Here is a 25,194-nt window from a genome sequence, read left to right on the forward strand (position 1 = left end):
TGACATTTTTTCTACCTGATGTTAGGGTTTTTTTCTTATTTTTCAATAGGAAACGATATTTTTTTATTCAAAAACTATCCTCCATAAATTTCATTAACAAATCCAGCATTTTACGTATTAATCCAAGGTATCAATAAGGGATGCCAAAAAATCTGGTTATCCTTATTCGAGAAGACCCCACCCGCACTCATCGGGCCTCCGAAGCTATGCGAATTGCGTTGGGATTATCTACCGGTCCCAATCCGATAAAGATTATTCTTTTAGAAAATGCCAGACAGTTAATTTCTGATGAAGTCGATGATCTTCCTGATGGCGAAATTCTAGAAAAATATCTCCCGGCTATCAAAAATTTAGAATTGCCGATTATTGTCCCTATAGGAAGCGGGAAAACTTTTGCCCTTGATCAGGAATTTACCATTCAAGAGTCGTCTCCATCTCAAATAGCTTCACTCGTTTCTCATGCTGATCGCGTTTTAACCTTTTAACGGTGCCACCAATGAGAAACATTTTATATATCTGTACGAAAAACCAGTACGACTGGAATACGTTCATTCCGGAAACAGATTCCGCTGTATCGGAAATGGATCCATCCGTTTTGCTTCTTCAAAATGGACTGGATTTACAGCATTTTCCGAGCTCCAAGGTTTTTGTTTTACGCAGTGAAGGAGAAAGTGGAGAAGATTCCAGATCAAATGAGCCGATTTCCTACCAGGAGTTTTTGGAAAAAATATTTCTTGCAGATTTGGCTTTGGTGATATAACTATCCCTCTTCTTCTTTGTTATAAAAGAAGACAAAGAAATAGTAGGAGTAGTGGTAGTAGGGATAGGGAATAGTGGGGATAACGGCTTTTGAAATTCCAAACACCTTTGAATGTGGGTAAAGAGAGTGGTTTGAGGTTTGAATTTATCGGCGGGGAAGTTGTGGATAGAGGACATGAAGTTTATGGTAGAGGGTGTTGATAGGAATTAGGGAGCGTCTAATAAGATAGGGCAGACTCATACTCGGTGCCGTTACTATTAACATCTGTGAATAATATTGTGAATAAGTTGAATTTACCTAATATTAACAATGATAAAGTTTGGGTGGACGTGTTAAATTTTGTCAGCCCTCGGGTGGGAGATGACACCATTGAAACATGGTTTCAACCTCTGGTTTTAGAGAGTCTTACGGAAGACCAAGTTCATATCCGGGTTCCAAATAGATTTTTTGGGGAATGGTTAGGCAGAAACTATAAAGATTTACTCAAAGAGGCCTTTCATCATGTCGAAGGGGTGAATCCGGCAGAGATTATTTTTGTCATGAAAGAGCAGGATGGAGACGGAGAGCCATCGCCTCAGCTCAAAACAGAAGTTCGAGAAAACCGCGTGCCCGCTCAACTTCAACGGGTGAGACGTCAACCTCTTCCCAACCCGAAATATACCTTTAAAAATTTTGTCGTGGGAGCGAGTAATCAATTTGCACATGCCGCTTGTCTCGCTGTCGCAGAATCACCTGCGAAAGCGTATAACCCGTTATTCATTTATGGCGGGGTGGGGTTGGGGAAAACGCATCTTCTCAACTCAATAGGCAATTATATTGCTGATCATGGCGATCTCCGTATTGCGTATGTCACGACAGAGCAATTCACGAATGAGGTTATAAATTCCATCCGCTATGACAAAATGATTGAATTGAGAAGGCGATACAGAAATGTGGACATGCTGCTCATTGACGATATTCAATTTTTAGCAGGGAAAGAGCGGACACAAGAGGAATTTTTTCACACATTTAATTCTCTCTATGAAGCTGGGAAACAGATCGTATTGTCGAGTGATCGGTTTCCCAAAGAAATGCCTTCAATGGAAGAACGGCTTCGGTCACGCTTTGAGTGGGGATTGATTGCCGATCTTCAACCACCTGATGTCGAAACTCGAATCGCCATTCTCCGAAAAAAATCGGAGGAAGAAGGCATTGCCATCAATGAGGAAGTCATCCAGTTGTTGGCAGCGAATTTAAAAAGCAATATTCGTGAAATTGAAGGGGCACTGATTCGACTTGGGGCCTATGCATCGTTGACGGGTCAAAAAATCACTGCGGACATGGCTAAACACATCCTCCGTGATCTTCTTGGTGGAAAACGGAAAGTGATCACAACTGAGGATATACAAGAAGTGGTCGCCAACCGGTTCCATGTCAAGATATCCGACTTGAAGTCGAAACGACGAACGAAAACCTTAGTGTTTCCTCGCCAAATTGCGATGTTTCTCAGCCGCGATATGACGGACTCCTCCTTTCCGGAAATAGGAAGAGACTTTGGGGGGAAAGACCATACAACAATTATTCATGCTTGTAAGCAAATGCAGAAGGCTCAGGAAACGGATTCCACTCTTCGAGCCACAATCGAAAGCCTGAAAGAAGAAATCGGCAAGGGATAACACCACCGTTTATAGGACACCTATGAAAATTCAAATAACCAGGGAGGATTTGTTAACCGCACTCCAACGGGTACAGGGAGTGGTGGAGAAGCGGAATACCATGCCCATCCTGGCGAATATTCTGTTGGAGGCCAAACCGGAAGGTCTGGATATTGTGGCCACTGATTTAGAAATTGGCATGAGAGGCCTCTATAAAGCCACGGTCCATGAGCCCGGGTCGGTCACATTTTCCGCACGAACGCTTTTTGATATTTTGAAAGAAATCCGGCATTCCGACATTGAATTGGTCGTAGGGGAAAATAATTGGGTGACCGTGAAGGCGGGAAAAAGCCAATTTCGTGTGGTGGGCTTACCCAGTAAGGATTACCCTGCCCTACCAACTATTGAACGGGAAGGGTTAATGGCGCTACCCGCCCAAGGATTGTTGCAGCTTCTGAAAAAGACCGTCTTTGCCGTGGGGGAAAAAGATACGCGATATGTGTTAAACGGTCTTCTTCTCACCCTGATTCCTTCGGGAGCCACAGTGACACTTCGTTTGGTGGGAACCGACGGACATCGATTAGCCTGGGCTGAGCAGGAAGTGACTCCCGAGAAAGCGGCCATCCCCTCAGCAGAAATTAAGGTCATTATTCCTAAAAAAGCCGCCATAGAAATCCGGCGACTCTTGGAAGAAGACGACGAACAACCGTTCCTTGGGTTTACAAAAAATATGTTGATCTTTCGGAAAAGCGGGTTGGTGTTAACCTCACGAATCATGGAGGGGACGTATCCCAACTACCAGCAGGTGGTACCGAAAGAAAGCCCCAAAAAAGTTACCGTCAACAAATCCGATTTGGAGGGTGCCCTTCGAAGGGTGGCAATCCTTTCGAAAGATAAAGCCCATGCCGTAAAACTGTCCATCAATTCCGATCACATTCATCTTTCTTCAAAAAGCCCGGATTTAGGGGAAGCAGATGAAGACATCCCGGCTAAATTTGTTGGAGAAAGTTTTTCCACGGGATTCAACGCCAGGTATTTCCTGGATGTGTTATCCGTCATTGAAACGGAAACGCTGACCCTTCAAATGGAAACACCCTTAAGCCCGTGTTTGATTCAAGAGCAGGGAAATCCCACGTTCAAAGCCGTGGTGATGCCCGTGAAGGTTTGACGGATTTGACCCAACAGACATTCCTTCTTCCACACGCAGTCAAAGCCTAAAATTGTATGGAATCCGCAAAAAATCCTAGCCAAGAATCTGCCCCCACTGCAGACCGCCAACATTCGGATGCTCGGTACGATGCCGATCAGATCCGCGTCTTGGAAGGACTGGAAGCGGTTCAAAAACGACCGGCGATGTATATCGGCAGCACGGGAGTCGATGGTCTGCACCATATGGTGTATGAGGTTGTTGATAATAGTGTGGATGAACACATGGCCGGCTATGGAAATGAAATACAGGTTGTGCTCCAAGTGGATGGCAGTGTCATGGTTTCGGATAATGGAAGAGGGATTCCCACCGGCATGCATTCCACCCAGAAAAAATCGGCCGCTGAAGTCGCATTGACCGTCCTCCATGCGGGCGGAAAATTTGAGGAGGGTGCCTATAAAGTCTCGGGTGGGTTACATGGCGTAGGCATATCGGTTGTGAATGCCCTCTCGGAATGGTTGGAATTGGAAATTTGGCAAAATGGGGAAGTCTTCGAACAACAGTATCAACGTGGGAAGCCGCAGACCCCGTTAACCGTTGCAGGGATCACCAAAAAACGCGGAACGAAAATCATTTTTAAACCGGATCCCCTCATATTTGAAACCGTCGAATTCAGTTTTGATGTCCTGGCTCAACGACTTCGGGAGTTGGCCTTTCTCAATAAAGGCTTGGAGATTTGTTTACGGGATGACCGGACGGGGAAAGAAAAAGAACAGGTGTTTTGTTACATAGGAGGGATTGTCTCCTTCGTGGAACATTTGAATGAAGCCAAATCCCCCATTCATCCTCCCATTGTTGTGGAAGTGGAAAAACCCGAGATGATTCTCCAGTTGGCCCTCCAATATAACGAAGGGTATTCAGAGAATTTGTATTCCTTTGCCAATAATATTAATACCCGTGAGGGCGGCACGCATCTCATCGGATTTAAGTCGGCCTTGACGCGTACCATCAATAGTTACGCCACTGCCAATGATTTATTTAAAAAAGATTCGGAATCGCTGAGTGGAGAAGATGTTCGAGAAGGGTTAACCGCCGTAGTGAGCGTGAAAATCCGCAATCCGCAATTTGAGGGCCAGACCAAAGCCAAATTAGGAAACAGTGAGGTCAAGGGCATTGTGGAGTCGGCCGTCAATGAAGCCTTGGGATCGTACTTGGAAGAAAATCCCTCGGTGGCCAAAAAAATCGTCGGGAAGTCTGTGGATGCCGCACGGGCCAGGGAAGCCGCAAGAAAAGCCAAAGAACTGATTCGAAGAAAAGGCGCCTTGGATGGCGGATCACTGCCAGGAAAATTGGCTGACTGCTCCGAAAAAGATCCCCAATTCAGTGAACTCTATCTTGTGGAGGGTGATTCGGCCGGCGGATCGGCGAAGCAGGGGCGTGATCGACGTTCGCAAGCGATCCTTCCTCTCAAAGGCAAGATTCTGAATGTCGAAAAGGCTCGATTCGATAAAATGCTCGCCAGTGAGGAAATTCGAACGCTCATCATGGCCATCGGGACCGGAATCGGTCGGCCACGGGAGGATGCAGAAAAAGGCAAGGAAGATAAGGATGCCTTTGATATCAATCGAGCCCGTTATCACAAAATCATTATCATGACCGATGCTGATGTTGATGGCAGTCATATCCGGACTCTTCTCCTGACCTTCTTTTTCAGGCAAATGCCGGAACTAATCGAGCGGGGCTATATCTACATTGCCCAGCCTCCCTTGTTTAAGGTCAAAAAAGGGAAAGGCGAGAAGTATCTCAAAGATGAAGCGGCGATGAATACCTATTTGTCTAATCTCGCCGTGGAGGATACCCAGCTCTTTCTTCCGGAACAAAACGAATTTGTGACCAGGGATGAACTCATTCCGATATTGGATAAGCTGGTGGCATTTGAAGGGCTCTTAATCCGTCAGGGGCAAAAGCAAGTAGAGCCAGCGCTGCTCCGCGTGTTAGTGGATTTTCCGGAATTAACCAAAGATTTGTTAAAAAACCGTGGCGACTTGGAAGTATTGATCGAGGAGGCCACACGCCGGCTTCGCCTCGCATTCCCCGAAGGAACCGTGGATCTGACGATTCAAACCGATGAAGAGCACCAGGCCCACCATATCCTGTGTCGGGTGGCAGGGAATGGCAGTCAGAAATTTTTGAATCTAACTCACGACATGGTGGGATCTGCAGATTTCAGGGAATTACAAAAGATCGCTCCTTCGGCCTTGGGATTGGGACGACCCCCCTACCGCTTAAAACGCAAAGAGATCGAAACGGAATTTTCCACCAGTCAGGAGCTTGTGACAGAATTTTTAGAAACCGGGAAAAAGGGCATGTCCATTCAGCGATACAAAGGATTGGGCGAGATGAATCCGACACAATTGTGGGACACCACGATGAATCCAGAGACCCGGAGTCTCCTTCAGGTGACCTTGGAAGATACCACGGGAGTGGATGAAATCTTTACCATTTTGATGGGTGATGAGGTCGAGCCCCGCCGGAATTTCATTCAAAAGCATGCCCTGGAAGTTCGAAATTTGGATGTCTAGCAGGTGCCTGCGTTTGGTTATGTGACCCCGAATGTTGAGCCAGAGTACATCAAGTCAAAGTGCAGCACATGAAGGGTGATGAGCCCTTTCGAGGAGTGACGTATGCCGGTTGAACCACGTCTGACGCAAGTCGCCATCGAAGATGAAATGCGTTTGTCCTATTTGGACTACGCTATGAGCGTCATTGTCGGGCGGGCGTTGCCGGACGTGCGAGACGGGCTCAAGCCGGTTCATCGGCGCATCCTGTATGGCATGAATGAAATGGGTCTGGCTGCCGGGAAGCCCTACAGGAAATCCGCAAAAATTGTCGGCGAAATCATGGGTAACTATCACCCGCATGGTGATTCAGCCATTTACGACACGTTGGTTCGTATGGCCCAGGATTTCAATATGCGGTATCCCTTGGTGGATGGCCAGGGAAACTATGGCTCGGTTGATGGCGATCCGCCCGCAGCCATGCGCTACACCGAGGCCCGCTTAACCAAGCTGGCCGAGGAAATGCTGGTCGATATCGACCGGGAGACTGTCAATTTCACCCCGACGTACGATGAGTCGTCCCAAGAGCCCATCGTGTTGCCGGCTCGTATTCCGAATCTGTTAGTGAATGGAGCAGGAGGCATTGCGGTCGGGTATGCCACCAATATTCCCACGCACAATTTAGGCGAAGTCGTCGCCGCGCTGATTGCCCTTATTGAACGGCCCGAGGTGACCATTCGCGAACTCATGGAATACATTCCGGGGCCGGATTTCCCCACCGCCGGTTTTATTTATGGCACACAAGGGATCAAAGACGCCTATGAAACGGGACGAGGTCTCCTGTCTCTTCGGGCAAAAGCGGAAATAGAGGTCGATGAACGTACCGAGCGGTCGCGTATCATCGTGACGGAGCTGCCGTACCAGGTCAACAAGGCCAAGCTGATAGAAAAGATCGCCGAACTCATCCACGAAAAACGGGTGGAAGGGATTTCCGATCTTCGCGACGAATCCGACCGGGATGGACTTCGCGTGGTGATAGAACTCAAGAGAAACGAAAATGCGGCGGTCTTACTGAATCAACTCTATAAACACACCCAGATGCAAACGACCTTCGGAGTCATCATGTTGGCCTTGGTGGGGAACCGTCCTGAGGTGCTGACCCTCAAACAGATTTTGGCTGCGTTCCTTGAGCACCGTAAAGAAGTGGTGATTCGCCGGACGGCGTACGATCTTCGCAAAGCCGAAGAACGCGCCCACATCTTAGAAGGCTTGAGACGAGCCCTGGAGTTCCTGGATGAGGTCATTGCTCTCATCCGTGGAGCGTCTTCTCCGGAAACCGCCCGCCAGGGCCTGATGAGCCAGTTTACCTTGAGCGAGGTGCAAGCCACGGCCATCCTGGAAATGCGGTTGCAACGCTTAACCCAACTGGAACAGGACAAGCTCACACAGGAATATAACGAACTGGTCTCCCGCATTGCCCATTTGCGCACCATATTAGCGTCCGATGCGATGGTGCGACAAATCGTGAAACAGGAATTAGTCGAAATCAAAGAACAATATTCCGATGAACGACGAACACAGATCCTTCCTGCCGAAGCCGAGTTACAAATGGAAGATCTCATCGCGGAGGAAGAAGTCGTCGTCACCATTACGCATGCCGGTTATATTAAGCGGAATGCCGTTTCCATCTATCGGGCCCAACGCCGTGGTGGAAAAGGAAAAGTCGGCATGGGGGTCAAAGAAGAGGACTTTGTTGAACAAATCTTTACCGCCTCAACGCATGATTACCTGTTGTTCTTTACCGATGCCGGTCGCGTGTACTGGCTCAAAGTGTACCAGTTGCCGGATGTCGGGCGGTCCAGCAAAGGGAAAGCCATTGTGAATTTGTTGACCATCAGCCAGGGCGAGCGGGTCACCGCGACCCTGCCGGTCCGGGTGTTTGCCGAAGACCAGTATGTCGTGATGGCGACCCAAAAGGGCTATATCAAAAAAACCGATCTGGCTGCATTCAGCCATCCCCGGCAGGGCGGGATTATTGCGTTGACCCTGGAGGAAGGCGACCGGCTCATCGGCGTGGATATCACGGACGGCACGAGAGAAATTCTCCTGGGCACCCGAATGGGCATTGTCATTCGCTTTCGTGAGGAAGATGTCCGTCCGGTGGGACGAACAGCCCGTGGAGTCAGGGGCATCACATTGGCGACGGGCAATGAGGTCATCGGGATGGTCACGATTACCAGTCAAACGCAATCCTCCATTCTGACCGTCACCGAACGCGGGTATGGGAAACGGACCCAGGTGGAGGAGTACCGGCTTCAATCAAGGGCGGGCAAAGGCGTCATCAGCGTCAAAGTCACGGAGAAAAACGGGCCGGCCATTTCGTTCCATCAAGTCTGGGAATCCGATGAAATCATGCTCATGTCCGCAGAGGGCATGATCCTTCGCACCCGGATGGGAGATATCAGAGAAATCGGACGCAATGCCCAAGGGGTACGACTGATCCACTTGCCCGATGACGATCGGGTGGTGGGCGTCGCCAAACTCGCCGAGACAGATGAAGGCGATCTACCCGAAACGGATGACCTTAATGGCGGGATGCCAGATGAACCGGCCGCCCCAACCGAATAAGTTCACGCGAACTTCTCAAAACAGCAAACCGAAGACGCCGGTGTGTTCCGAGATGACCAGAGAAAATGAACGGTCATCTCACCTGCGTGTTCTTCCTCAATCTCTCCCCCGATTACATTTTCCCCGGCTCACGGGAGGAAGCAGAAAAAAGCGATTGCCTGAGGGAAGGTCTTAGGTTGGATTCCCCTCACAAAGACCCTGGCCAACCAGCAAGGCGCAAAAAGTTTGATCCTATCGTCCTAATGGGATTAGGCATTTTGATCGGAGGGATTTTTGTCATCTCCCTCGGCATGTTTCTCTCCCGGCCGGACCGGTCCATCCCGCCTTATAGTATCGGAGCTCAGGAGGGGTCGCTGGTGGCCGTCCACGTGCCTCCCTATACCAGTGATCCCGAAATACAAACACTGGTTAGGCGGTTTGGCGATGTCGGCAGGGCCACCCGTGATTTCGCTGACATGAAAATCCGCCCCACCACTCCGGATGATCCTCGCGGACGATATCAAACTCTACAAGTCATCATCTTTTCGGATCCATTCTGGACGGAGCCGGATAACCTTCATCGGTATGTCGCGAATGAGGTCGATGATGATTCGGAAAAAACCTTTCGGAAAAACTTTGAAGCGGCTGTGCGAGCTGGGTATCGTGCCGATGCGGACGGGCAGGCAGGATGGATCGGCCCCTGGAACCGGAGCGGGTCAAAAGATCGAACGCTTACGATGCAGTGGGTGTTTCAAGAGACGTGGGAGGAGGCAAGTCCTCATGCTCAGACGTCTTCCCCGGCTCCCTAGTCGAGGGCGATGATTCAGCAAGGGCTTTAGTGATAGTCTGAGAGAGGATGGTTTGGAGGTCAGGATTACTCAGGCGTTTGGCTAAGCCGGTGGCAAAAGGCGACGGTTCACCGACAAAATCAGGAGGGTCCTGGGGTAGTGGATCCTGTTGAGGCGGCGCTTGTGGAATGGAACCGATGCGTAAAACGACCTCGGTTAAGCCCAGTTCCGGCATCATTGAATGAATGGCTTCCAAAATGGCCGGTCTTAGAAACATGAGCTGCTGAAGCCAAATCGAGTTATCCGCCACCAGATGCAATTTTTTAAAGCGGATACTCTCAGGGTAGGAATGTTTGGCCATCGTCTCACCCACAAGATGTTCCCACTCCTGTTGGAGTTGAACCTCAGACAGTTTGAGGCCGAGCGGATTACCCTTGGAAAAATCTTGAATAAGACTCTGGATCGACTCAAAATAACTCATCGTGAAAATATTGTACCGTATTGCACGGCGTGATTCATCCGCCTAAGACTGACACGTTGTGTCTACTTGACCCTAGGAAGGGATCATTGACACGAGGCAGGCAATGAAACGAAAAGTGAAAATGACAGCCAAATCATTCCATTCATCAAGATATAATTAGCTATGGTCAAACAAAAAACAGACCCATCCAGTAAAGTCCTCAGCACCAACCGGAAAGCCTTCTATGACTACATGATAGAAGAGAAGGTCGAAGCCGGTATCGTCCTGGTCGGGACCGAAGTCAAAGCCTTACGGGAGGGCCGGCTGAATTTGAAGGAAAGTTACGCCGCCATCATCAATGGCAAAGCCATTCTGCATAACTGCCATATCGGCACCTACAGCCACGGCAATCAAATGAATCACGAGCCGCTACGCGCCAGAACCCTGCTGTTGCATAAGAGAGAAATCGAACGGTTGGCCGAAAAAGTCAAACAGAAAGGACTCACCCTCATCCCGCTACGGCTCTATTTCAATGACAGAGGACGGGTCAAGTTAGAACTCGCCCTTGGGCGAGGGAAGAAAAATTACGACCGGCGGGACACCATCAAAAAGCGTGAAGCCGGTCGCGAAATCGACCGCGCCATGAAGGAATCACGCTCCTAAGAGTCTACCGGGTTATTCTCAACGCAAATAGCCCCCATAAACCACCTCTGCGTTTGGAGCAAAGCTATGCCTGCTTCCACCCATATCTTACTTACTTGGAATAATGTGGATATACGATAGATGCCCGGTTTCGGCCCGGCAGCCGAGGTCCTTTTGTTTCGGCAAAAGGACCCAAAACCATTGACGCCCCGCCCAGACTCATCAGATGAAACGAACGTAGGTCTCGAGAGCGGGCCAACTCGCTGTGCTCAAACAGGGCCCGCCAGTTGCTGGGAGCGTTCGTCTCTAGGCCAGGGCGGCAGGCGTCAGTCAAAGGGGAAAAAGGATGGCTTGAGGGGCATAGGGAGACCCATATCGCATTTCAAGATATGCTAGGGGAGTTGTGGACGTTCACCGGTTTAACTGCAGTGAACAATGGTGTCTCACCCACAAACAAGATTTCGGAATTTATTTGGAAAGACCATACTTAACATTCTGGCACAAGAAAAGAGATCAAGCGACTGACCGAAAAAGTTCAACAGAAAGGACTCACCCTCGTTCCACTTCGTCTCTATTTCAATGACAGGGGGCGGGTCAAGTTGGAACTCGCCCTTGGGCGTGGGAAGAAAAACTACGACCGACGGGACACCATCAAAAAGCGGAAAGCCGGCCGCGAAATTGTGGGTCTTTAGCTGAATGATTTCGCCAGCCAACTTTCCATCGAATCAGAATAGTCTCTATTGAACTGTTTTAATGAGCAATTCTGAAATTATTTCTCCTCTAGTTATCCGATTTCCACGATCATTGGTAGCCTGCAAGGCTGCTTTATGATAAGAAGCCACATCCCCTTTATAATTTGGGCTTTCAGGTCCTGCATCAACGGTAGAAAAAAAGTCTCCCAAAGCTTTTGCAATTTTCGCTGGATTGAGCTTCGTTTTAACAGAGTCTGGAAGTTTGCTTAATTCAATGATTAGGGTGAATAAATCAGCTTTTTTGAAAACCCGAGAGTCATTAGGAAATCCCAAAGATTCGATCATCGAGAGATTGGAGTTAATTAGATCTGATATTTCATCAGCCCTTGGGAACTCTTCGCTATATTTAGTTAGAAATATTTCAATGTCATTATCTCTATTGAAATAGGTGCTTAATAACGTTGCCACCAGCACTAAGCAATAACGAATATCTTGCATTCTTCTTACTTCTGATGCCGAAAAAACACGGTATTTTTCAAAAAATGGATTTGTCGCCAATGTTTCGCAAAAGTCTTTAAATGATCCAGCGTAACGGGCATTACGTACTTCCATGGCATTTAATCCATAGCTGGTGGAATTTATTTTTTCAAAAATAGTCTTAATCTCATCTATTTCTAGTTTGCCAAGGTCACGTACAACGACTTCGTATTCCAGGAAATCAATTTTTTTGCTTTTATCAAGGGCTTTGTAGGGCGGAATAATGCTTCCAAGTTGGAGGTCCGCTGATCCTTGGAAATATTGATGAAGACTGGTCATTCTTTGTTGGCCGTCTACTAACATCTCCTGTCCTTTTCCTGTGTCTGGATCAACTGTGCCAGCAGCAATGTAAATCTCAGGAAACGGATATCCTTGAAGAACGGTCTCTATAAATTGAACCTTATCTCTATTCGACCAAACCAATCGTCGCTGAAATTCAGGGCGTGGGTCTAATGTGCCATCTGTTAAAGCCGTAAGAATTACTCGTAGTCTACGATTGCTAGCTGAGGTTTTCACTTATTGCGTTCCTTTGGCAATGTTCTATGCAGAGGCATTGATAGGCTTCGAGAAATTCCCAATTGTAATATAAGCCAGCTCGGATAGGATAATTGGTGAATTTACGTGAGTGCCCTGTTTCGTTGAAAAATTCCCACCAATCAAGTGATCGGCTGAACATATGACCTGGTGGGAACTTATCTGGTCGAATCCAACCTCGAAAAAAGTACTTTCGAAAATTGTGGAATTCTGGCCAGAATGCTCCTGATTTCGAATATTCGTATAAATCGGCCCAAAATGATTCGAATAAATCCCGATTTACAATAGCAATATCTATATCTGAATCATCAGAAAATACACCCCATTGCCGGGTTGGTTTTATGCTAAACCCAAGTTTTGCAGAACCGACCATTAATACATCTGTAAAATTTATGTTGTACTTTGTACATATGGTTTCTTTGAGATTGAAGTATTGATCATCTGAAAGAATAGCTGAATTCCGAAGTACAATGTGGCGTCTAAACATTCCTTTGGAACTCAAGGTTTTTAAATCTTTCCGAAATTGCGCCATAAGATCTTCTGAAAAAGCATGAGGCGTTCCTGTTGTAGGATCATTACTCATTTAGAGTGATAATTTCATTTAGGAAAAATTGGGGAAACAGTTTTTGCAGGGCTTTCGGTTATCTGCCCTAGCTTCGGCCACGCTTATGTATGAATGCCAGTTTATGGCGTTTCTATACTTACGCCGGACCTGAAAACAATCAGGGCAGTGAAACGGACGTCGCCCCCATGGTTCAGTGGGATTTTCCGTTGCCGCAACGACGGGGATTTTGGAGTGATCATGGTTTTGGTGTTTGCAAAACATAATGAATAAATTCTTCGTGAACGCCTGTTATGTTAATAAGCGAATTAGCGTATGGCTGTGAAATGTACGCTTAATACGAATTAGTCCCCATTCAGTATGGAACATAAGTATCCATCTGAGTTTATGGAAATTCGTTTTGCTGCGATAAGGCTAGTTAGGATATCTGCTAATTCTTCAGGGGTAAGCGCGATCTTATCATGAATTTTTGATCGAATTTCCTCCGACTTAAATTTACAGTTTGCTTGTCCAACCGCTATAAGAATTGCGTTCTTTCCTTCTTCTGTCTTTATACGGTTTAATGTCCTCTTCCCTTCGGTATAAAGAGTTCTAATCTCTGGGGCAAATTGTCCTTTTGCATCCATAACAATCACCCCGTCTGATAAAAGTTCGAGGAGCACGCGCTTTAAAGCCAGTTCCTGAATTTCCTCTCTTGGTATTTTAAACTCCATAAATTGTTGAACACTAGCAAGATAGTCGGCTTGAATCTCTTTGAAACTTATTCCTGCCTCTGTTTGGTTGCCAGAAATAATTGAAAACACAATTGTCTTCTGCCATTTGTGAATCTCTTCGTTCTTAAGAGTATTATTTATCTCCCAGACAGAAATAAGTAGGGTCCCAACAGTTGCAATTGCGACAATCGCTCCAGAAATCGTTGCTAAGCGTTGCATGTCAATTCACTGTTTCTTATATTAATATGGCTGGAATTTTTCGATGTAAATATTGGGAGGTATGGACAAATAATCTCCTAACAATATCCCCTGTCCTCTTTTGTATTCCTGATAATAGCTTTTTTCGAAAATAAACAAAATCCCTGATTTTTGGCTTTCCTATGTCCCCGACAATGTGCGAGGAGGAATATCAATCCTACGACTCTCCGCTTCCATTTCTCTGACGCCTGCTCTCTGGCCTCTGGGGCGGACGCTCTCATCAATTGGCAGCCCTTGTCCGAGCGTAGCGAGTTGGGCTGCCCTCCGAATGATCGCGTCCGTCCTATCCGATGTGGCCAGGGAGGGCGTCAATGGTTTTGGCTACTTTTGCCGAAACAAAAGTGGCTCGGCTGCCGGGCCGAAACCCGGCAACCCTCGTACATGCAAGTAATTCCAGTAAATAAAATTGTGTGCTCGAACACGTCGGTATTTGGAATGGTTATAAAGACGAGCGCTTACAAAACGACAATTGCGGAGTTTAAAGGCTTGTTCTAGATCCCTCCGGACAAAATCTATTCGTTGCCATACTTGAAGTGAGCTTCTACACTCACTGTTATGTCCACCATTTTTGATCAGCTCTCTTCACCAAATCCGGCGGCGCCGGCTTTTCGACCTGGGGATTTCAAAGGCCGTGAGGGATTAGTCCGCAATATGTTACGGCGGTTGGAACGAGGGGAATCCTTGAGCCTTGTTGGGGGGCCAAAGTTAGGGAAAACCTCGTTATTGCTTCACCTTGCCTGGCAACTGAATCATGCGGGGCCATCCTCCAAGTCCACCGGGCCTCCAGCGTTGTACGTGGATATTGCCGACGAGACTGATTGGAAACGATTCCATTCCCGCCCGCCAAATCCCGACACCATTCTTCTCCTTGATAACTGTGACCGGCTGGTTGAAGGGAAGACTTGTTCGCTTTCAGACATTGATCTTTTGCCTGGAGGCTCCACGGTTTTTGCCGGAGCACGGGCATGGCGGGAGGTGGTGAGAGAAGGCAATTTGCCACACACACTGAAGTTGATCCCCTTGCCGGTGTTTTTGGAAAAGGAGGCCCAGCAGTTATTCAATCCGGATCTTTCCACAGAACAGCAGGCCACCGTCTTCACCTATGCCGGGACTCATCCCTATATCTTCAAGCTATTCCAGGCTGCATTCCTGCATGAAGAAATCCATTTTCCGACGGAACAGATTGTCAGCGAGGTGAAAAAATCGCTCTCCTCCTTTTTCCAAGATTGTATCAATCAACTGCGGGAACCTCTCGAACATCAAGTCCTGACCTTTGTGATTGGAGCAAACAAACCGGTGAACCCAAGAGAGGTGGCGCGGGCCGTTGGCCTGCCGACGATCAAGCCTGTCGCGGATACGCTGTGTACCTTGGGGCTGGTCAGCCGCTGGATTCGGGATGAAGAAGCCACGCTTTCAGCAGGCAGCCGGTTGTTTAACGAATGGTATAGGGAATTGGGCGGACTTCCTAAGATATGATGGCCCGGGGCCTCATGATGAGCCAAACAGGATTGGCGTCAATTGCTCAATTAGTCTGTACATGAAAAAGAGGAACTCTTCTTGGGAGCGTTTAAAATATTTTCTGCTGAATTCAAGGCGAGTTGCGGGACGGTTGAGCAATTTCTGAAACCGGCGCTTCCGGAAGTGGCCATCGTCGGCCGTTCTAATGTCGGGAAATCCTCGGCCATTAATTGTTTGGTGAATCAGAAAGGGTTGGCCAAGGTCGGTAAGACCCCTGGAAAAACACAAACCATTAATTTTTTTGAGATTGCCACGAACGGCCCACGTTTTATGCTGGTCGATCTTCCCGGATACGGATTTGCCAAAGTGCCTGAACGGATTCGAGAGCTCTGGGGTCCCCTGATTGAAGAATATTTGCGGACACGCAAAAATTTACAGGGTGTGGTGGTGCTGGTGGATTCCCGGCGGGTACAGGAATCAGATCGGGCGATGGTCGAGTGGCTCATGCGGCTGAAGATTCCCGTGATGGTGGTGGCCACCAAGGCGGATAAGGTCACAAGGGGTCACCGCCAGACCGCGCTCAGGGAATTGCGTGAGGGTTTGGGTATGGAGGAGGACCCGCTTTTCCTGTCGGCCTACACCGGGGAAGGCAAGCAAATGCTGCTTGACCAGTTGCGGGAGGTGCTGACTCTGGACGCTCCCCTTCCCTAATGGGAGTGTTGAAAAAGGCCGCCAGCGGCGTTCCCTGCCTTCGCCGGAGCGGCTTCGCGCAGGCAGGTCGCCGCGTGGTCGTGCTCACGTACTCCTCCGTATGCTCCGCTCGCCCAAACGGCTGCGGCCTTGCTGAGCGCCATTTTTGAACACTCCCACATTTTCCTCTGCTGGGTCCCTGTCACACATATGCCGATGAAAAAGCCAAATATTTGAAACATTCAACAGCTTCTACATGGCTGGTTTCATTGAGAAGTTGAAGAACTTCCCTGGATCTCCTATTCTGACGGGTCCCTCAATTTTTCACATGTTGTCAATTCATGCACGGCCGGCGAATGGAATAGCCGGCTCTCCCTGTATATTTATTCATTTCTCAATATGAAGGAAAGCTATGCCACTGTTTGGTGAGACGAATACACCCATGACCTTCAACCCTCCCTCCAGACTTGGTCGGATCGGGCCATCGCAGATTCGCGAAAATATGCGTATTGCCATGGAGCATGAGGCGATTAACCTGGCTCAAGGCCGTCCTGACTTTCCCACTGCACCTGTGGTGAAGCAAGCCGCAATCGATGCCATTACCAATGATCACAACCAATATTCCGTGACCTGGGGATTGGCAGAGTTACGGGAAGCCATTGCCAGGCATGTGCACGAACGCCACGGTCTCAAATTTGACCCCGAGACAGAGATCACCATTACCTGTGGTGTGACGGAAGCGATCGTGGCGGCCATGCTGGCGTTAGTCGAGATTGGTGATGAAGTCATCATCATCGAACCCGCACATGAAAACTATGTTCCGGCTGTGTATTTTGCAAGCGGGACGCCACGTTTTGTCACGCTCCGCCCACCTGATTACGCGGTACCTCTGGATGAACTGCGATCTGCCATCAACCCTCGCACCAGGGCCATTCTTCTGAATACTCCCCATAACCCCTCCGGCCATGTGTTCACGCGGGAGGAACTGAACGCCATCCTTGCTCTGGCTGACCAGCATGGGATCTATGTGGTAACGGATGAAATTTATGATCATCTGTACTACGAACCCTATCGGCATATTGCCCCGGCAACGCTGGCGCCCGACTGGAAAGGCCTGGTCATTACCGGAGGCCTGTCAAAAATCTACGCGGCAACCGGATGGCGTCTTGGTTATGTCCTGGCTTCAAAGGATGTGACGACGGCAATCCGCACGGTACATGATTACCTCACGATCTGTGCCCCCACGCCCTTTCAATACGCGGCGGTCACAGCGTTGGCCTTACCCGAGACATACTATATCGACCTGCGAGCGAGATTCCTTCGGCGGCGGGACCTCACCATGCAGATACTGACCGACAGTGGGTTTGAGCCCTATGTACCTCAAGGGGCCTATTACCTTTTAGCCGGCTATGGGCCTTGGGAACATCAGGGTGATTCCCAATCGTTTGCCACCCGGTTGATCACCGAAGCGAAGGTGGCAGTGGTTCCAGGCAGCGCGTTTTATTACCAGGCGACGGATCTGGGACAACACCTCGTCCGTTTTGCCTTTGCTAAAACGAGCCAGGTTCTTAAGCAAGCCGGTGAGAATCTCGCAAAGGCGTTTCACAATCGTTGAGGGAGAAACTACCGGAACGGATTTCCGACCCTCTCATAAAAACCCTCGCAACTCCAAACCAACTGGCTAGTTTAGAGAAGGGAATAGTGTATGACCATATCCGTATGGGATGAACTGTCTCAGCAGATTGCCGAATTGGATACCCTGGCAGGCATTGGCGGGCTACTGGGTTGGGATCAGCAGGTATCTATGCCCTCAGGGTCAGCGGCGGGGCGTGCCCAACAGAGTGAGCTGATTGGACGGTTGTATCATGAACAAGCCACATCACCTCGACTGGGTGAACTCATCGAGGCGGTGGCCGCCCTACCTGATTCGACTCCTGAGCAACAAGCCGCGGTTCGCAATATGCGCCGAACCTACCGCCGGGCGACTTGTGTGCCGTCGAAACTCGCCAGCGGGATCGCGAAGGCCAGCGCCAGTGGTGTCGCTGCTTGGGGAAAAGCGAAAAAAGAAAAAAATTATCGTCTATTTGCAGAGAGCCTCCAGACGAATGTGGATTTGGCACTCGAGCGGGCACAAGCCATTGACTCCAACCGGCATCCCTATGACGTCTTACTTGAAGACTATGATCCCGGGACGACCGTCGAGGATTTACGCCACATGTTTGGCGCGCTGCAACAAGGTTTGACTGATATCCGGCGCCAGGCTCTGGACAAAAAAGGATCGGTTGCCTTCAACGATTATTTCGATAAGGCTACACAATTGGCGATGCACCAGGATGTCGTTAAGGCGGTGGGATACGATACGACACGGGGAGCATTGCACGAGGCGGAGCATCCATTTTCATGCCGGGTGGGCAGCGGGGATGTGCGTATCGCCACACATGTCCACGAAGAGGATCTGCTCAGCGGGTTGTCGGCCACCATGCATGAACTCGGGCATGCGCTGTACGAGCAGGGTATCCCGGAGGGACCTGGTGGATCAGCCGTGTATGCGGCCACGTCAACCGGGATGCATGAATCACAATCCCGCCTGTGGGAAAATATGGTTGGACGATCCCGTGGGTTCTATCGGTGGCTACAGCCATTGTTCGCCCGACATTTTCCTGACAAAGACTTTGATCCGGAATTGGTCTTCCTCTCTTCCAACCGCGTGACGTCGGGAAGCATTCGGATTTTTGCGGAGGAAGTTTCCTACAACCTGCATATCATTTTGCGGTTTGAAATGGAGGTCGCTCTGTTGGAGCGACGCATCACGGTTGAGGATGTTCCAACCGAATGGGCTCGATTGAGTGAGCAATTCCTGGGAGTGCGACCAAAGGATGACGCAGAAGGTGTGTTGCAGGATGCCCACTGGGCAGGTGGGGCCTTTGGATATTTCCCGAGTTATACTCTGGGAAATCTCTATGCGGCCTCGCTCTTTGCCGTCTTACGCGAACACTTCCCGGATCTGGAGCAACGCATAGAAGAGGGAGATTTTGCGACCATTCTGAATTTCTTGCGGGAACAGATCCATTGCCATGGCCACCTGCATGAGACGCCCGACCTTTTACGAAAGGCCGTGGGAACCCGTGACCATGTTAAAGATTTGTTGAGCTATCTCCGTGAGCGGTATGTCAATCCTTGAATGTCTTTTCCCTCTCATCCATCCTAGGGAAGATGATTATTCTTTTGATGCTGAATTCTTGTTTCGAAAATATTGTTTGTCGATTTGGTAGGCATTGAGTTTGCGCAGGAGTGTCCGTCGACTTATTCCGGCCTGATTGGCCGACTCGGAAATGCGACCACTATTTTCTGATAATACGGTTTCCAAATACTCCTTCTCGAGAGTGATGAGGTGTGGCTCGAGGTAGGCCGCCAGCGTGAGGGACGGATTGATGGATCGAGTGTGATCACCTTGGGTTTGGACAGGTTGGTCCACACTTTCCGTTTCAGGAGCTGGAAGAGCCGATGAGGATCCGGGGATATCCTGGGAATACAACACTTCGGTCAGGTCTTCCGCAGTCAATTCCCGGGTGTGCCCTTTTAACACCAGGCGTTGGGTGAGGTTTTCCAGTTGCCGCACATTGCCTGGCCAGGTCTGCTCCAAGAGTAGATCCATGAAGGATTGGTGTAATTCCGGACAGTCCATTCCATAGTCCGCACACACGCGTTTCAGAAAATGCCCGAACATATAGAGGATATCCTCCCGTCTCTCTCGTAACGGGGGCACTTCTAACCGGATGACATCCAACCGGTAAAAAAGGTCTTCGCGAAAAGAGCCGGTTTGGACGGCGTTGGCCAATGAGGCATTCGTCGCGGCAATGACACGCGCATCAATGGGCACCTCATGATGAGATCCAACCGGTCTCACGGTTTGTTCTTGCAATACCCGCAAAAGACTGAGTTGGGTTTGAACCGGCATATCCCCAATCTCATCCAGAAGAATTGTTCCGCCATCGGCATACCGAAATAACCCTTGCTTTTGTTGGTGGGCTCCGGTGAAAGCCCCGCGTTCATGGCCGAACAGTTCCGATTCAATAATTTCTGGACTGATCGTGCTGCAATTGACCGCCACAAATCGTCCGGTTCGCCCGGACTGCCGGTGAATCGCCCGAGCCAGTAAGTCTTTACCCGTTCCGGTTTCCCCCACAATTAATACGGTGGCGTCAGAGCTCGCGGTGCGGGTGATGGTTTCAAAAATTTCCCACATGACTCCGTTACGGCTGAGAATGCCTTCAAAGCTTCCCAGTCTTTTACGGGTATCACGCAAATCCGGTGTTTCCGGAGAAAACTTCTGATTGGTCTGAATGGCCTCTATGGCTTGATGCAACTTTTCATGTGAATCCTCATAGATCACATCCGATGCCCCGTTTTTCAAAACCGAATGGACATAGGCGGCATCGGCTCCCGGTTTAAACACTAAGACATCAAGATAGGGTCTGTGTTCTTGTATGGTGGTCATCATGTCAAACACTTGCGAATCCGTGAGATATTGGCCATCCAATATAACCAGGCGGGTCTGAGGTCCAATTTTTAAAGTCTTCACATTTTCCGGCGTTTCCAACCGGACGACCCCAAGGCCTTCTCGACTCAAGGCGTGTTCCAACTCCGGAGTACCAAAGATAAGAATAGAATAGTAATCTGGCATTGAGACATTATTGTCTCATAAAACTTAAATGAGTCAAGTATGTCCCAAATTTAGAGACATGATAGTCCCAAAATTCAACAAATTACCCATTTTGGGGGATTAAATTCTGGAATCAATCTTGCTCTATTCTGGGTGAGGGTTAGTTTTTGTGATGGCCTATATCCAGAGAGAAATTTTGGGAAGGTTGTGAGGGGATCTGGTTTTTCAATCCGGTGATCGAGCCAAGACCTTAAACCTGGTTGCGCTTGATGACCATTCTTGGGCACTTTGAATCCGGCTATGCAGTGAGTTCGCATTCGCCGTTTAAATGACGAAAACGAAGTGAATGTTTGTGTGGGTTTTAGCAAGAACTCAAACACTTACAAAATTGAAATTTCGGTGTGAATAACGGGATGTTCATGCCAATTTTCACTCCCTTTAATTAAAAATAAAGAAAAAATAAGGTGTTGACCACCGAGACTAGGCTTTTACAGGAGCATGGAAACGTGGCAAAATTTTTTTGGAAGGATCAATGATGCAAAATCAGACGGAAATTGAAGAAAGGTTACACCGGAGAATTGGCAAAAGGACTATTACCCAACGGCGCTTAGATATTCAACCGGTCAAACGGCATGAAATGGTAATCGCGGCCAATATACTCCGGTCTTCTGCAGAGTGGTACCGACCTTTTCTTCATGAAAAAGACATGGCTCAACATGAGGTGGATGAATCCTGGGGAGAGAAAGAGTTCTCACGGCGGCAGTTTTACATCGGACGGTCCGAGGGTGCGCCGGTCGGTATTGTCTCCACGCAGTCAGTCGGAGACATGGCGTATATCGGATACATCTATGTTTATGATCACCAAACAGGCAAAGGGTTTGGGCCTCAATTACTTAAGCATGCCCGAGATGTGGTCTGGCAGGAGGGAAAACGAGGCATGGTGTTAATTGCCCATCCCAAAGCCTTCTGGGCCACGCGTTCCTACCGCCGGTTCGGCTTTGAATGCATTGCGACCACTCGTGACCAAGTCTTAGAGTGGCGCGGCGGTTGGTTGAAACCCTACTATGAAGAGGGTTTTGAACTGTACCAATATCTGTTCTAACACTCCTTTCCTCACAAACAAGATATTCATTATTGCTGATGGGTTCTTCTTCCATTTGTCTGTAAGCGGGGACAGGATGGAGGAGTTTATTCGATATGTCCCCACCAAAAGGAGATCTGCATGGAAAAGAAAAATCCGGTGGTAAAGAAAGCCCGGGTAGGGAAGAAGGCACCGGTGGCTCTGCTCGGCTATAGCTTGGAAACAATGGAAGCTGCAAAGGAACACGACATTCCCTTCGTTGCGGTAGTGCCGGAGGGTTTTGACATTGCATTGAAAGAGGATGGGGTTGATGTGGTGACCTGGGACTTTTATGTCCACAATCAGAACTCAGACCGACTCTACGAAAAATTGGTGGAGCGGGGGGTGAGCCATGCCGTGCCCCTCTATGAAGAAACGGTGGAATGGGCCGGGTCCCTCAACACTCGTCTGCTCAAGGATCCACGTGCCTTTCAACGGGCATTGCTGTTCCGTGACAAGGCTATGATGAAGCGTAATGCGCAAATGAACGGCATTCGAGTCGGGGTGTTTGAAGAGATTCGTTCGCGGGAGGAAGCGCTCGCGTTTTTTGATGACATCAATGAGGCCAGGCTTCGTTTGCAGGAGGAAGCCCCCGAACCGGTTCATCTGAAACCCCTGTCGGCGGCGGGTAGTGTGGGCCATGTGTTTGTTCGAAGCCGGGAAGACATCACCTCCCTTCCCGACGATGCCTTTCCATGTTTGGCCGAAAGCCATTTGGCCGGGCAGGAATTTTCGGTCGAAGCCTTTATCCATAAGGGAAAAATCGAATTTATGAATATTACCGAGTACGTGCATCTGGGCTATTCCCAGATCGTGCCGGAAACGCCGAAGCTCAGCAAACAGCGGACAAAAATTCGTAAGGCGATTGAAAAACTTTTGAAGGCATTTGGCATCGTAAATGGTATGATTCATCCAGAATATTTCTTGGACCAGGAGGGGGAATTGCACTTTGGGGAGGTGGCGGCCCGTGTTCCCGGTGGCCATATTTTCGAACTCATTCAGCGTGCCCATGGCTTTAATCCGTATGCGGCTCTGTTGTTATGCTCCGATCCCAATACCTCCAAAACAGAATTAGACCGGTTTTTTCCAAAAGAAAAGGACCATAAAATTTTTGCGGCCAACTTAATGGTGTATCCTCGAAAAGCCAGCGTCCATCAACTGCAGTTTCCTAAGGAATTGGAAGCCCATCCGTATATGGACCGGCATACCATGTTTGAGCCTGTCACCGCCAAAGTGGCAGAGCGCGTGGGATTCGGAAATCATTATGGTACGGTCTTCCTGGCGGGAGAAGATCCTGAGACCCTGCGAGAGCTCGTTCAGCGCTATGAGGAGTATGATTTCTATGAGTGATTCCCTAAAAGGCTCCTCTATGCCTGAATCGCAGGTAGCCGTTGGTCGACAGGAACAAGCCTTTCTTCACGCCTTGGAGGCCTTGGAGCAGGCGACCCCCTTTGTCAAAGCCAAATACCAGCCTGAGGTTATCCGTCGTGCCACGGATTTGTTTGAAACCGACGAAGGACTGCAATTCGTGAGAGGACAGGCCCATCGCTTTGATTCCGCAGGGGTCTTTCATGCCGGACCCTGGGAACATCCTGACCGACTCCTCCCTGAGTTGGTGGGCGGGGGGCTTCGTGCAGAAGGGCAGTATCCGTCATTGGAAATGCTGAGTGAACTCCGGGTCTTATCCATTGCAGCAGGAGAATCGCCACACCCGAAATTTTCTGCGGAGCAAGCCCTCGCCTTTTTACGGACGGTCATGGGGCTCAATCTCGAGTTATTGTATGGCAGTGAGACAGAAGAGTCTCGCCTGCGTCCGAATGTCTACGCGCGCGCGCGCAGGTTATTAGCCAGGATTGAGCAAGAGATCTCTTCGGAAGGGTTGCTGGAACAGGTTCTTGATGATATCGATGCGCGAGTGGCCCAGCGACCTATTGATGTGAGCCTCACGCTAAAAATGATCGAGCAAGCCAAGAACATTCAGGGGGATCCTGATCCCAAGCTGGCCGCCAGACTCGAGCGATACCTCAAGGCCACGGGCCCTCCCACTCCACTCGCAAAGAAAGCAGGCTCTCCCACCAATTATCGAAATCTCCTGGCCAATGCGACTGGACATGAGATTGAAAACGAGGCCAAGGTGGTTGGAAAATTGTTGACGCTGACCGGTTTATCCAGTGAATACCATGTCGCGTTCCTCCAGCATGCCCTCAAGAATGACGAAACGGGAATCCTGGCGATTGCCTTGGATTTGACCGAGGTGGGCCAGGCTCATATGGAACAATATCGAGAAAAGGTTTTGGAGTGGATGCGCCTGACCATTCATCCCGCCACCAGTTGGATCATCTATGGATTCCAACAGATGTTGGAGCGGATGCTCCTGGCACGACCGGAGGTCTCTGATGGTCTCAGCAAATTGATCAATCTTGACTTGTGTTCTTCTGCGCAACAAGTGACCAAAAAACATCTGCCTCGAGGGACTGGCATTACGGCTAATGCCGCCATTGTGGGTGGGGCTATCGCCATGTTGGGGCAGCCGTTGGGAGTAGGGCAGGGTAACAACCCGACATGCCAAGGTGCTCGGGCTCTGAGTCTTTGGAGTCTTCATGATCCCGGTTATTTGCTCCAATTGCTGACCAGCGCGGCCCGGGACGACACTGTCGAATTTCTGTTTGAGGGTTCGCCGATCTTTTCCAAAGACATCGGGGGAGGAGTCGCGGAAGGAAAATTTGATTTGAAGTTGGATCCTGTGTCACGCATTCTGGTGCCCCATCTCGACAGAATTTATGATGAAATGATGCGGCGCGCGGCTTTACGGGGTGAAGACCCACATAAATGGGTGAACCCCGCTCTGTATGGTCGGTGGGTGCCGAACAGTCTGACTTCAATTAATCTGGTTAACCAAACCGTCTCCGGATACGAGAATTTTTTACGCTTATTTTACGCCACTCATCACCCGTTATATGACGGGGGGCATGATTTGGTGTATCCGAATCCGGTTGGCCTCCTCATTACCAACGTCCACGGGGTTTTTTTAGGCTATCACGCTGTCTCCATCCAGCGTGTTGCCGAGGATGAAGAAGGGAAAGTTCGCGTCTATTTTTTCAATCCAAATAACGAGGGGCGTCAGAACTGGGGGAAAGGGGTTGAACCGTCTGTGGTCGGTCACTTAGAAATTCCCGGAGAATCCTCATTACCCTTCGAGCACTTTGCCGCTCATATTTATGCCTTTCACTATAATCAGATGGAAGTCGGAGACTTACAAGCCGTCCCAACCGAAATTATTAACGAGGGGATAACGCATGCGAAGGAAAGTTGGGGGCAGGCCTTCACCTGGTTATAATCCTATGAGCATTTGAAATTAGAAAGGGGTGGTG

General features: G+C 49.2%; 19 protein-coding genes and 1 pseudogene. 15 read left to right on the forward strand and 5 right to left on the reverse strand.

Annotation, left to right across the window (positions count from 1 at the left end; translation table 11 throughout):
- Positions 1–140 precede the first annotated feature (140 nt).
- From PP769_RS04370 to PP769_RS04395, 6 genes are all read left to right on the forward strand, one after another.
- Positions 141–485 (forward strand): DsrE family protein, encoded by a 345-nt coding sequence (locus tag PP769_RS04370; protein WP_312645634.1) that lies wholly within the window; start codon positions 141–143, stop codon positions 483–485.
- Between the two features lie 562 nt (positions 486–1,047).
- A complete protein-coding gene (gene dnaA / locus PP769_RS04375) occupies positions 1,048–2,415 on the forward strand; it encodes a chromosomal replication initiator protein DnaA (protein WP_376753421.1) in 1,368 nt (455 codons plus the stop codon).
- 22 nt (positions 2,416–2,437) lie between these two features.
- Positions 2,438–3,562 carry a DNA polymerase III subunit beta gene (dnaN, locus tag PP769_RS04380; RefSeq protein ID WP_312645636.1) on the forward strand — a complete coding sequence of 375 codons (1,125 nt, stop codon included), beginning with the start codon at positions 2,438–2,440 and terminating at the stop codon, positions 3,560–3,562.
- A gap of 56 nt (positions 3,563–3,618) precedes the next feature.
- Complete coding sequence (gene gyrB, locus PP769_RS04385) at positions 3,619–6,123, forward strand: DNA topoisomerase (ATP-hydrolyzing) subunit B (protein WP_312645637.1); 2,505 nt, start codon at positions 3,619–3,621, stop codon at positions 6,121–6,123.
- Positions 6,124–6,225: 102 nt separating this feature from the next.
- Positions 6,226–8,727, forward strand: coding sequence for a DNA gyrase subunit A (gene gyrA, locus PP769_RS04390; RefSeq protein WP_312645639.1), 2,502 nt, complete (start codon positions 6,226–6,228; stop codon positions 8,725–8,727).
- Between the two features lie 65 nt (positions 8,728–8,792).
- Positions 8,793–9,515 (forward strand): hypothetical protein, encoded by a 723-nt coding sequence (locus tag PP769_RS04395; protein ID WP_312645640.1) that lies wholly within the window; start codon positions 8,793–8,795, stop codon positions 9,513–9,515.
- Here the strand turns inward: PP769_RS04395 and PP769_RS04400 are convergent.
- Complete coding sequence (locus PP769_RS04400) at positions 9,439–9,975, reverse strand: DciA family protein (RefSeq protein WP_312645642.1); 537 nt, start codon at positions 9,973–9,975, stop codon at positions 9,439–9,441. The two genes, PP769_RS04395 and PP769_RS04400, sit on opposite strands and share 77 nt — an antisense overlap.
- 162 nt (positions 9,976–10,137) lie before the next feature.
- Here PP769_RS04400 and smpB point away from each other — a divergent pair, with 162 nt between their 5' ends.
- Both smpB and PP769_RS04410 read left to right on the forward strand, forming a co-directional pair.
- Positions 10,138–10,617 carry an SsrA-binding protein SmpB gene (smpB, locus tag PP769_RS04405; protein WP_312645644.1) on the forward strand — a complete coding sequence of 160 codons (480 nt, stop codon included), beginning with the start codon at positions 10,138–10,140 and terminating at the stop codon, positions 10,615–10,617.
- Between the two features lie 479 nt (positions 10,618–11,096).
- A pseudogene (locus PP769_RS04410) lies at positions 11,097–11,288 on the forward strand (SsrA-binding protein); the annotation flags it as partial.
- A gap of 45 nt (positions 11,289–11,333) precedes the next feature.
- Here PP769_RS04410 and PP769_RS04415 read toward each other — a convergent pair.
- The 3 genes from PP769_RS04415 to PP769_RS04425 all read right to left on the reverse strand — a co-directional run bounded on the left by PP769_RS04415 (position 11,334) and on the right by PP769_RS04425 (position 13,853).
- Positions 11,334–12,341, reverse strand: a complete 1,008-nt coding sequence (locus PP769_RS04415) for a DUF262 domain-containing protein (RefSeq protein WP_312645645.1) — start codon at positions 12,339–12,341, stop codon at positions 11,334–11,336.
- Positions 12,325–12,942 carry a hypothetical protein gene (locus PP769_RS04420; RefSeq protein WP_312645646.1) on the reverse strand — a complete coding sequence of 206 codons (618 nt, stop codon included), beginning with the start codon at positions 12,940–12,942 and terminating at the stop codon, positions 12,325–12,327. Before PP769_RS04420 ends, PP769_RS04415 begins: the two co-directional genes overlap by 17 nt.
- A 323-nt stretch (positions 12,943–13,265) precedes the next feature.
- On the reverse strand, positions 13,266–13,853 hold the full coding sequence (locus PP769_RS04425) for a hypothetical protein (protein ID WP_312645647.1): 588 nt from the start codon (positions 13,851–13,853) through the stop codon (positions 13,266–13,268).
- A 594-nt stretch (positions 13,854–14,447) separates the two neighbouring features.
- Here PP769_RS04425 and PP769_RS04430 point away from each other — a divergent pair.
- The 4 genes from PP769_RS04430 to PP769_RS04445 all read left to right on the forward strand — a co-directional run bounded on the left by PP769_RS04430 (position 14,448) and on the right by PP769_RS04445 (position 19,221).
- Complete coding sequence (locus PP769_RS04430) at positions 14,448–15,368, forward strand: hypothetical protein (protein WP_312645648.1); 921 nt, start codon at positions 14,448–14,450, stop codon at positions 15,366–15,368.
- Between the two features lie 81 nt (positions 15,369–15,449).
- Positions 15,450–16,061: a ribosome biogenesis GTP-binding protein YihA/YsxC gene (gene yihA / locus PP769_RS04435; RefSeq protein ID WP_312645649.1), complete on the forward strand. Its 612-nt coding sequence runs from the start codon at positions 15,450–15,452 to the stop codon at positions 16,059–16,061.
- A gap of 391 nt (positions 16,062–16,452) precedes the next feature.
- Entirely contained in the window at positions 16,453–17,655 is a 1,203-nt protein-coding gene (locus PP769_RS04440; RefSeq protein ID WP_312645650.1) for a pyridoxal phosphate-dependent aminotransferase, read from the forward strand.
- A 90-nt stretch (positions 17,656–17,745) separates the two neighbouring features.
- Complete coding sequence (locus PP769_RS04445) at positions 17,746–19,221, forward strand: carboxypeptidase M32 (protein WP_312645651.1); 1,476 nt, start codon at positions 17,746–17,748, stop codon at positions 19,219–19,221.
- A 36-nt stretch (positions 19,222–19,257) separates the two neighbouring features.
- Here PP769_RS04445 and PP769_RS04450 read toward each other — a convergent pair whose 3' ends face one another.
- Entirely contained in the window at positions 19,258–20,724 is a 1,467-nt protein-coding gene (locus tag PP769_RS04450; RefSeq protein ID WP_312645653.1) for a sigma-54 interaction domain-containing protein, read from the reverse strand.
- 511 nt (positions 20,725–21,235) lie between these two features.
- On the opposite strand from PP769_RS04450, the gene PP769_RS04455 reads away from it, so the two are divergent.
- From PP769_RS04455 to PP769_RS04465, 3 genes are all read left to right on the forward strand, one after another.
- Positions 21,236–21,805, forward strand: coding sequence for a GNAT family N-acetyltransferase (locus PP769_RS04455; protein WP_312645656.1), 570 nt, complete (start codon positions 21,236–21,238; stop codon positions 21,803–21,805).
- A 120-nt stretch (positions 21,806–21,925) separates the two neighbouring features.
- Positions 21,926–23,173 carry an ATP-grasp domain-containing protein gene (locus tag PP769_RS04460; protein WP_312645659.1) on the forward strand — a complete coding sequence of 416 codons (1,248 nt, stop codon included), beginning with the start codon at positions 21,926–21,928 and terminating at the stop codon, positions 23,171–23,173.
- Positions 23,166–25,160, forward strand: coding sequence for a hypothetical protein (locus tag PP769_RS04465; protein ID WP_312645661.1), 1,995 nt, complete (start codon positions 23,166–23,168; stop codon positions 25,158–25,160). The genes PP769_RS04460 and PP769_RS04465 overlap by 8 nt, the downstream gene beginning before the upstream one ends.
- The last annotated feature ends 34 nt before the right edge of the window (positions 25,161–25,194 follow it).

This window comes from Candidatus Nitrospira allomarina, from assembly GCF_032050975.1.
Classification (GTDB): domain Bacteria; phylum Nitrospirota; class Nitrospiria; order Nitrospirales; family UBA8639; genus Nitrospira_E; species Nitrospira_E allomarina.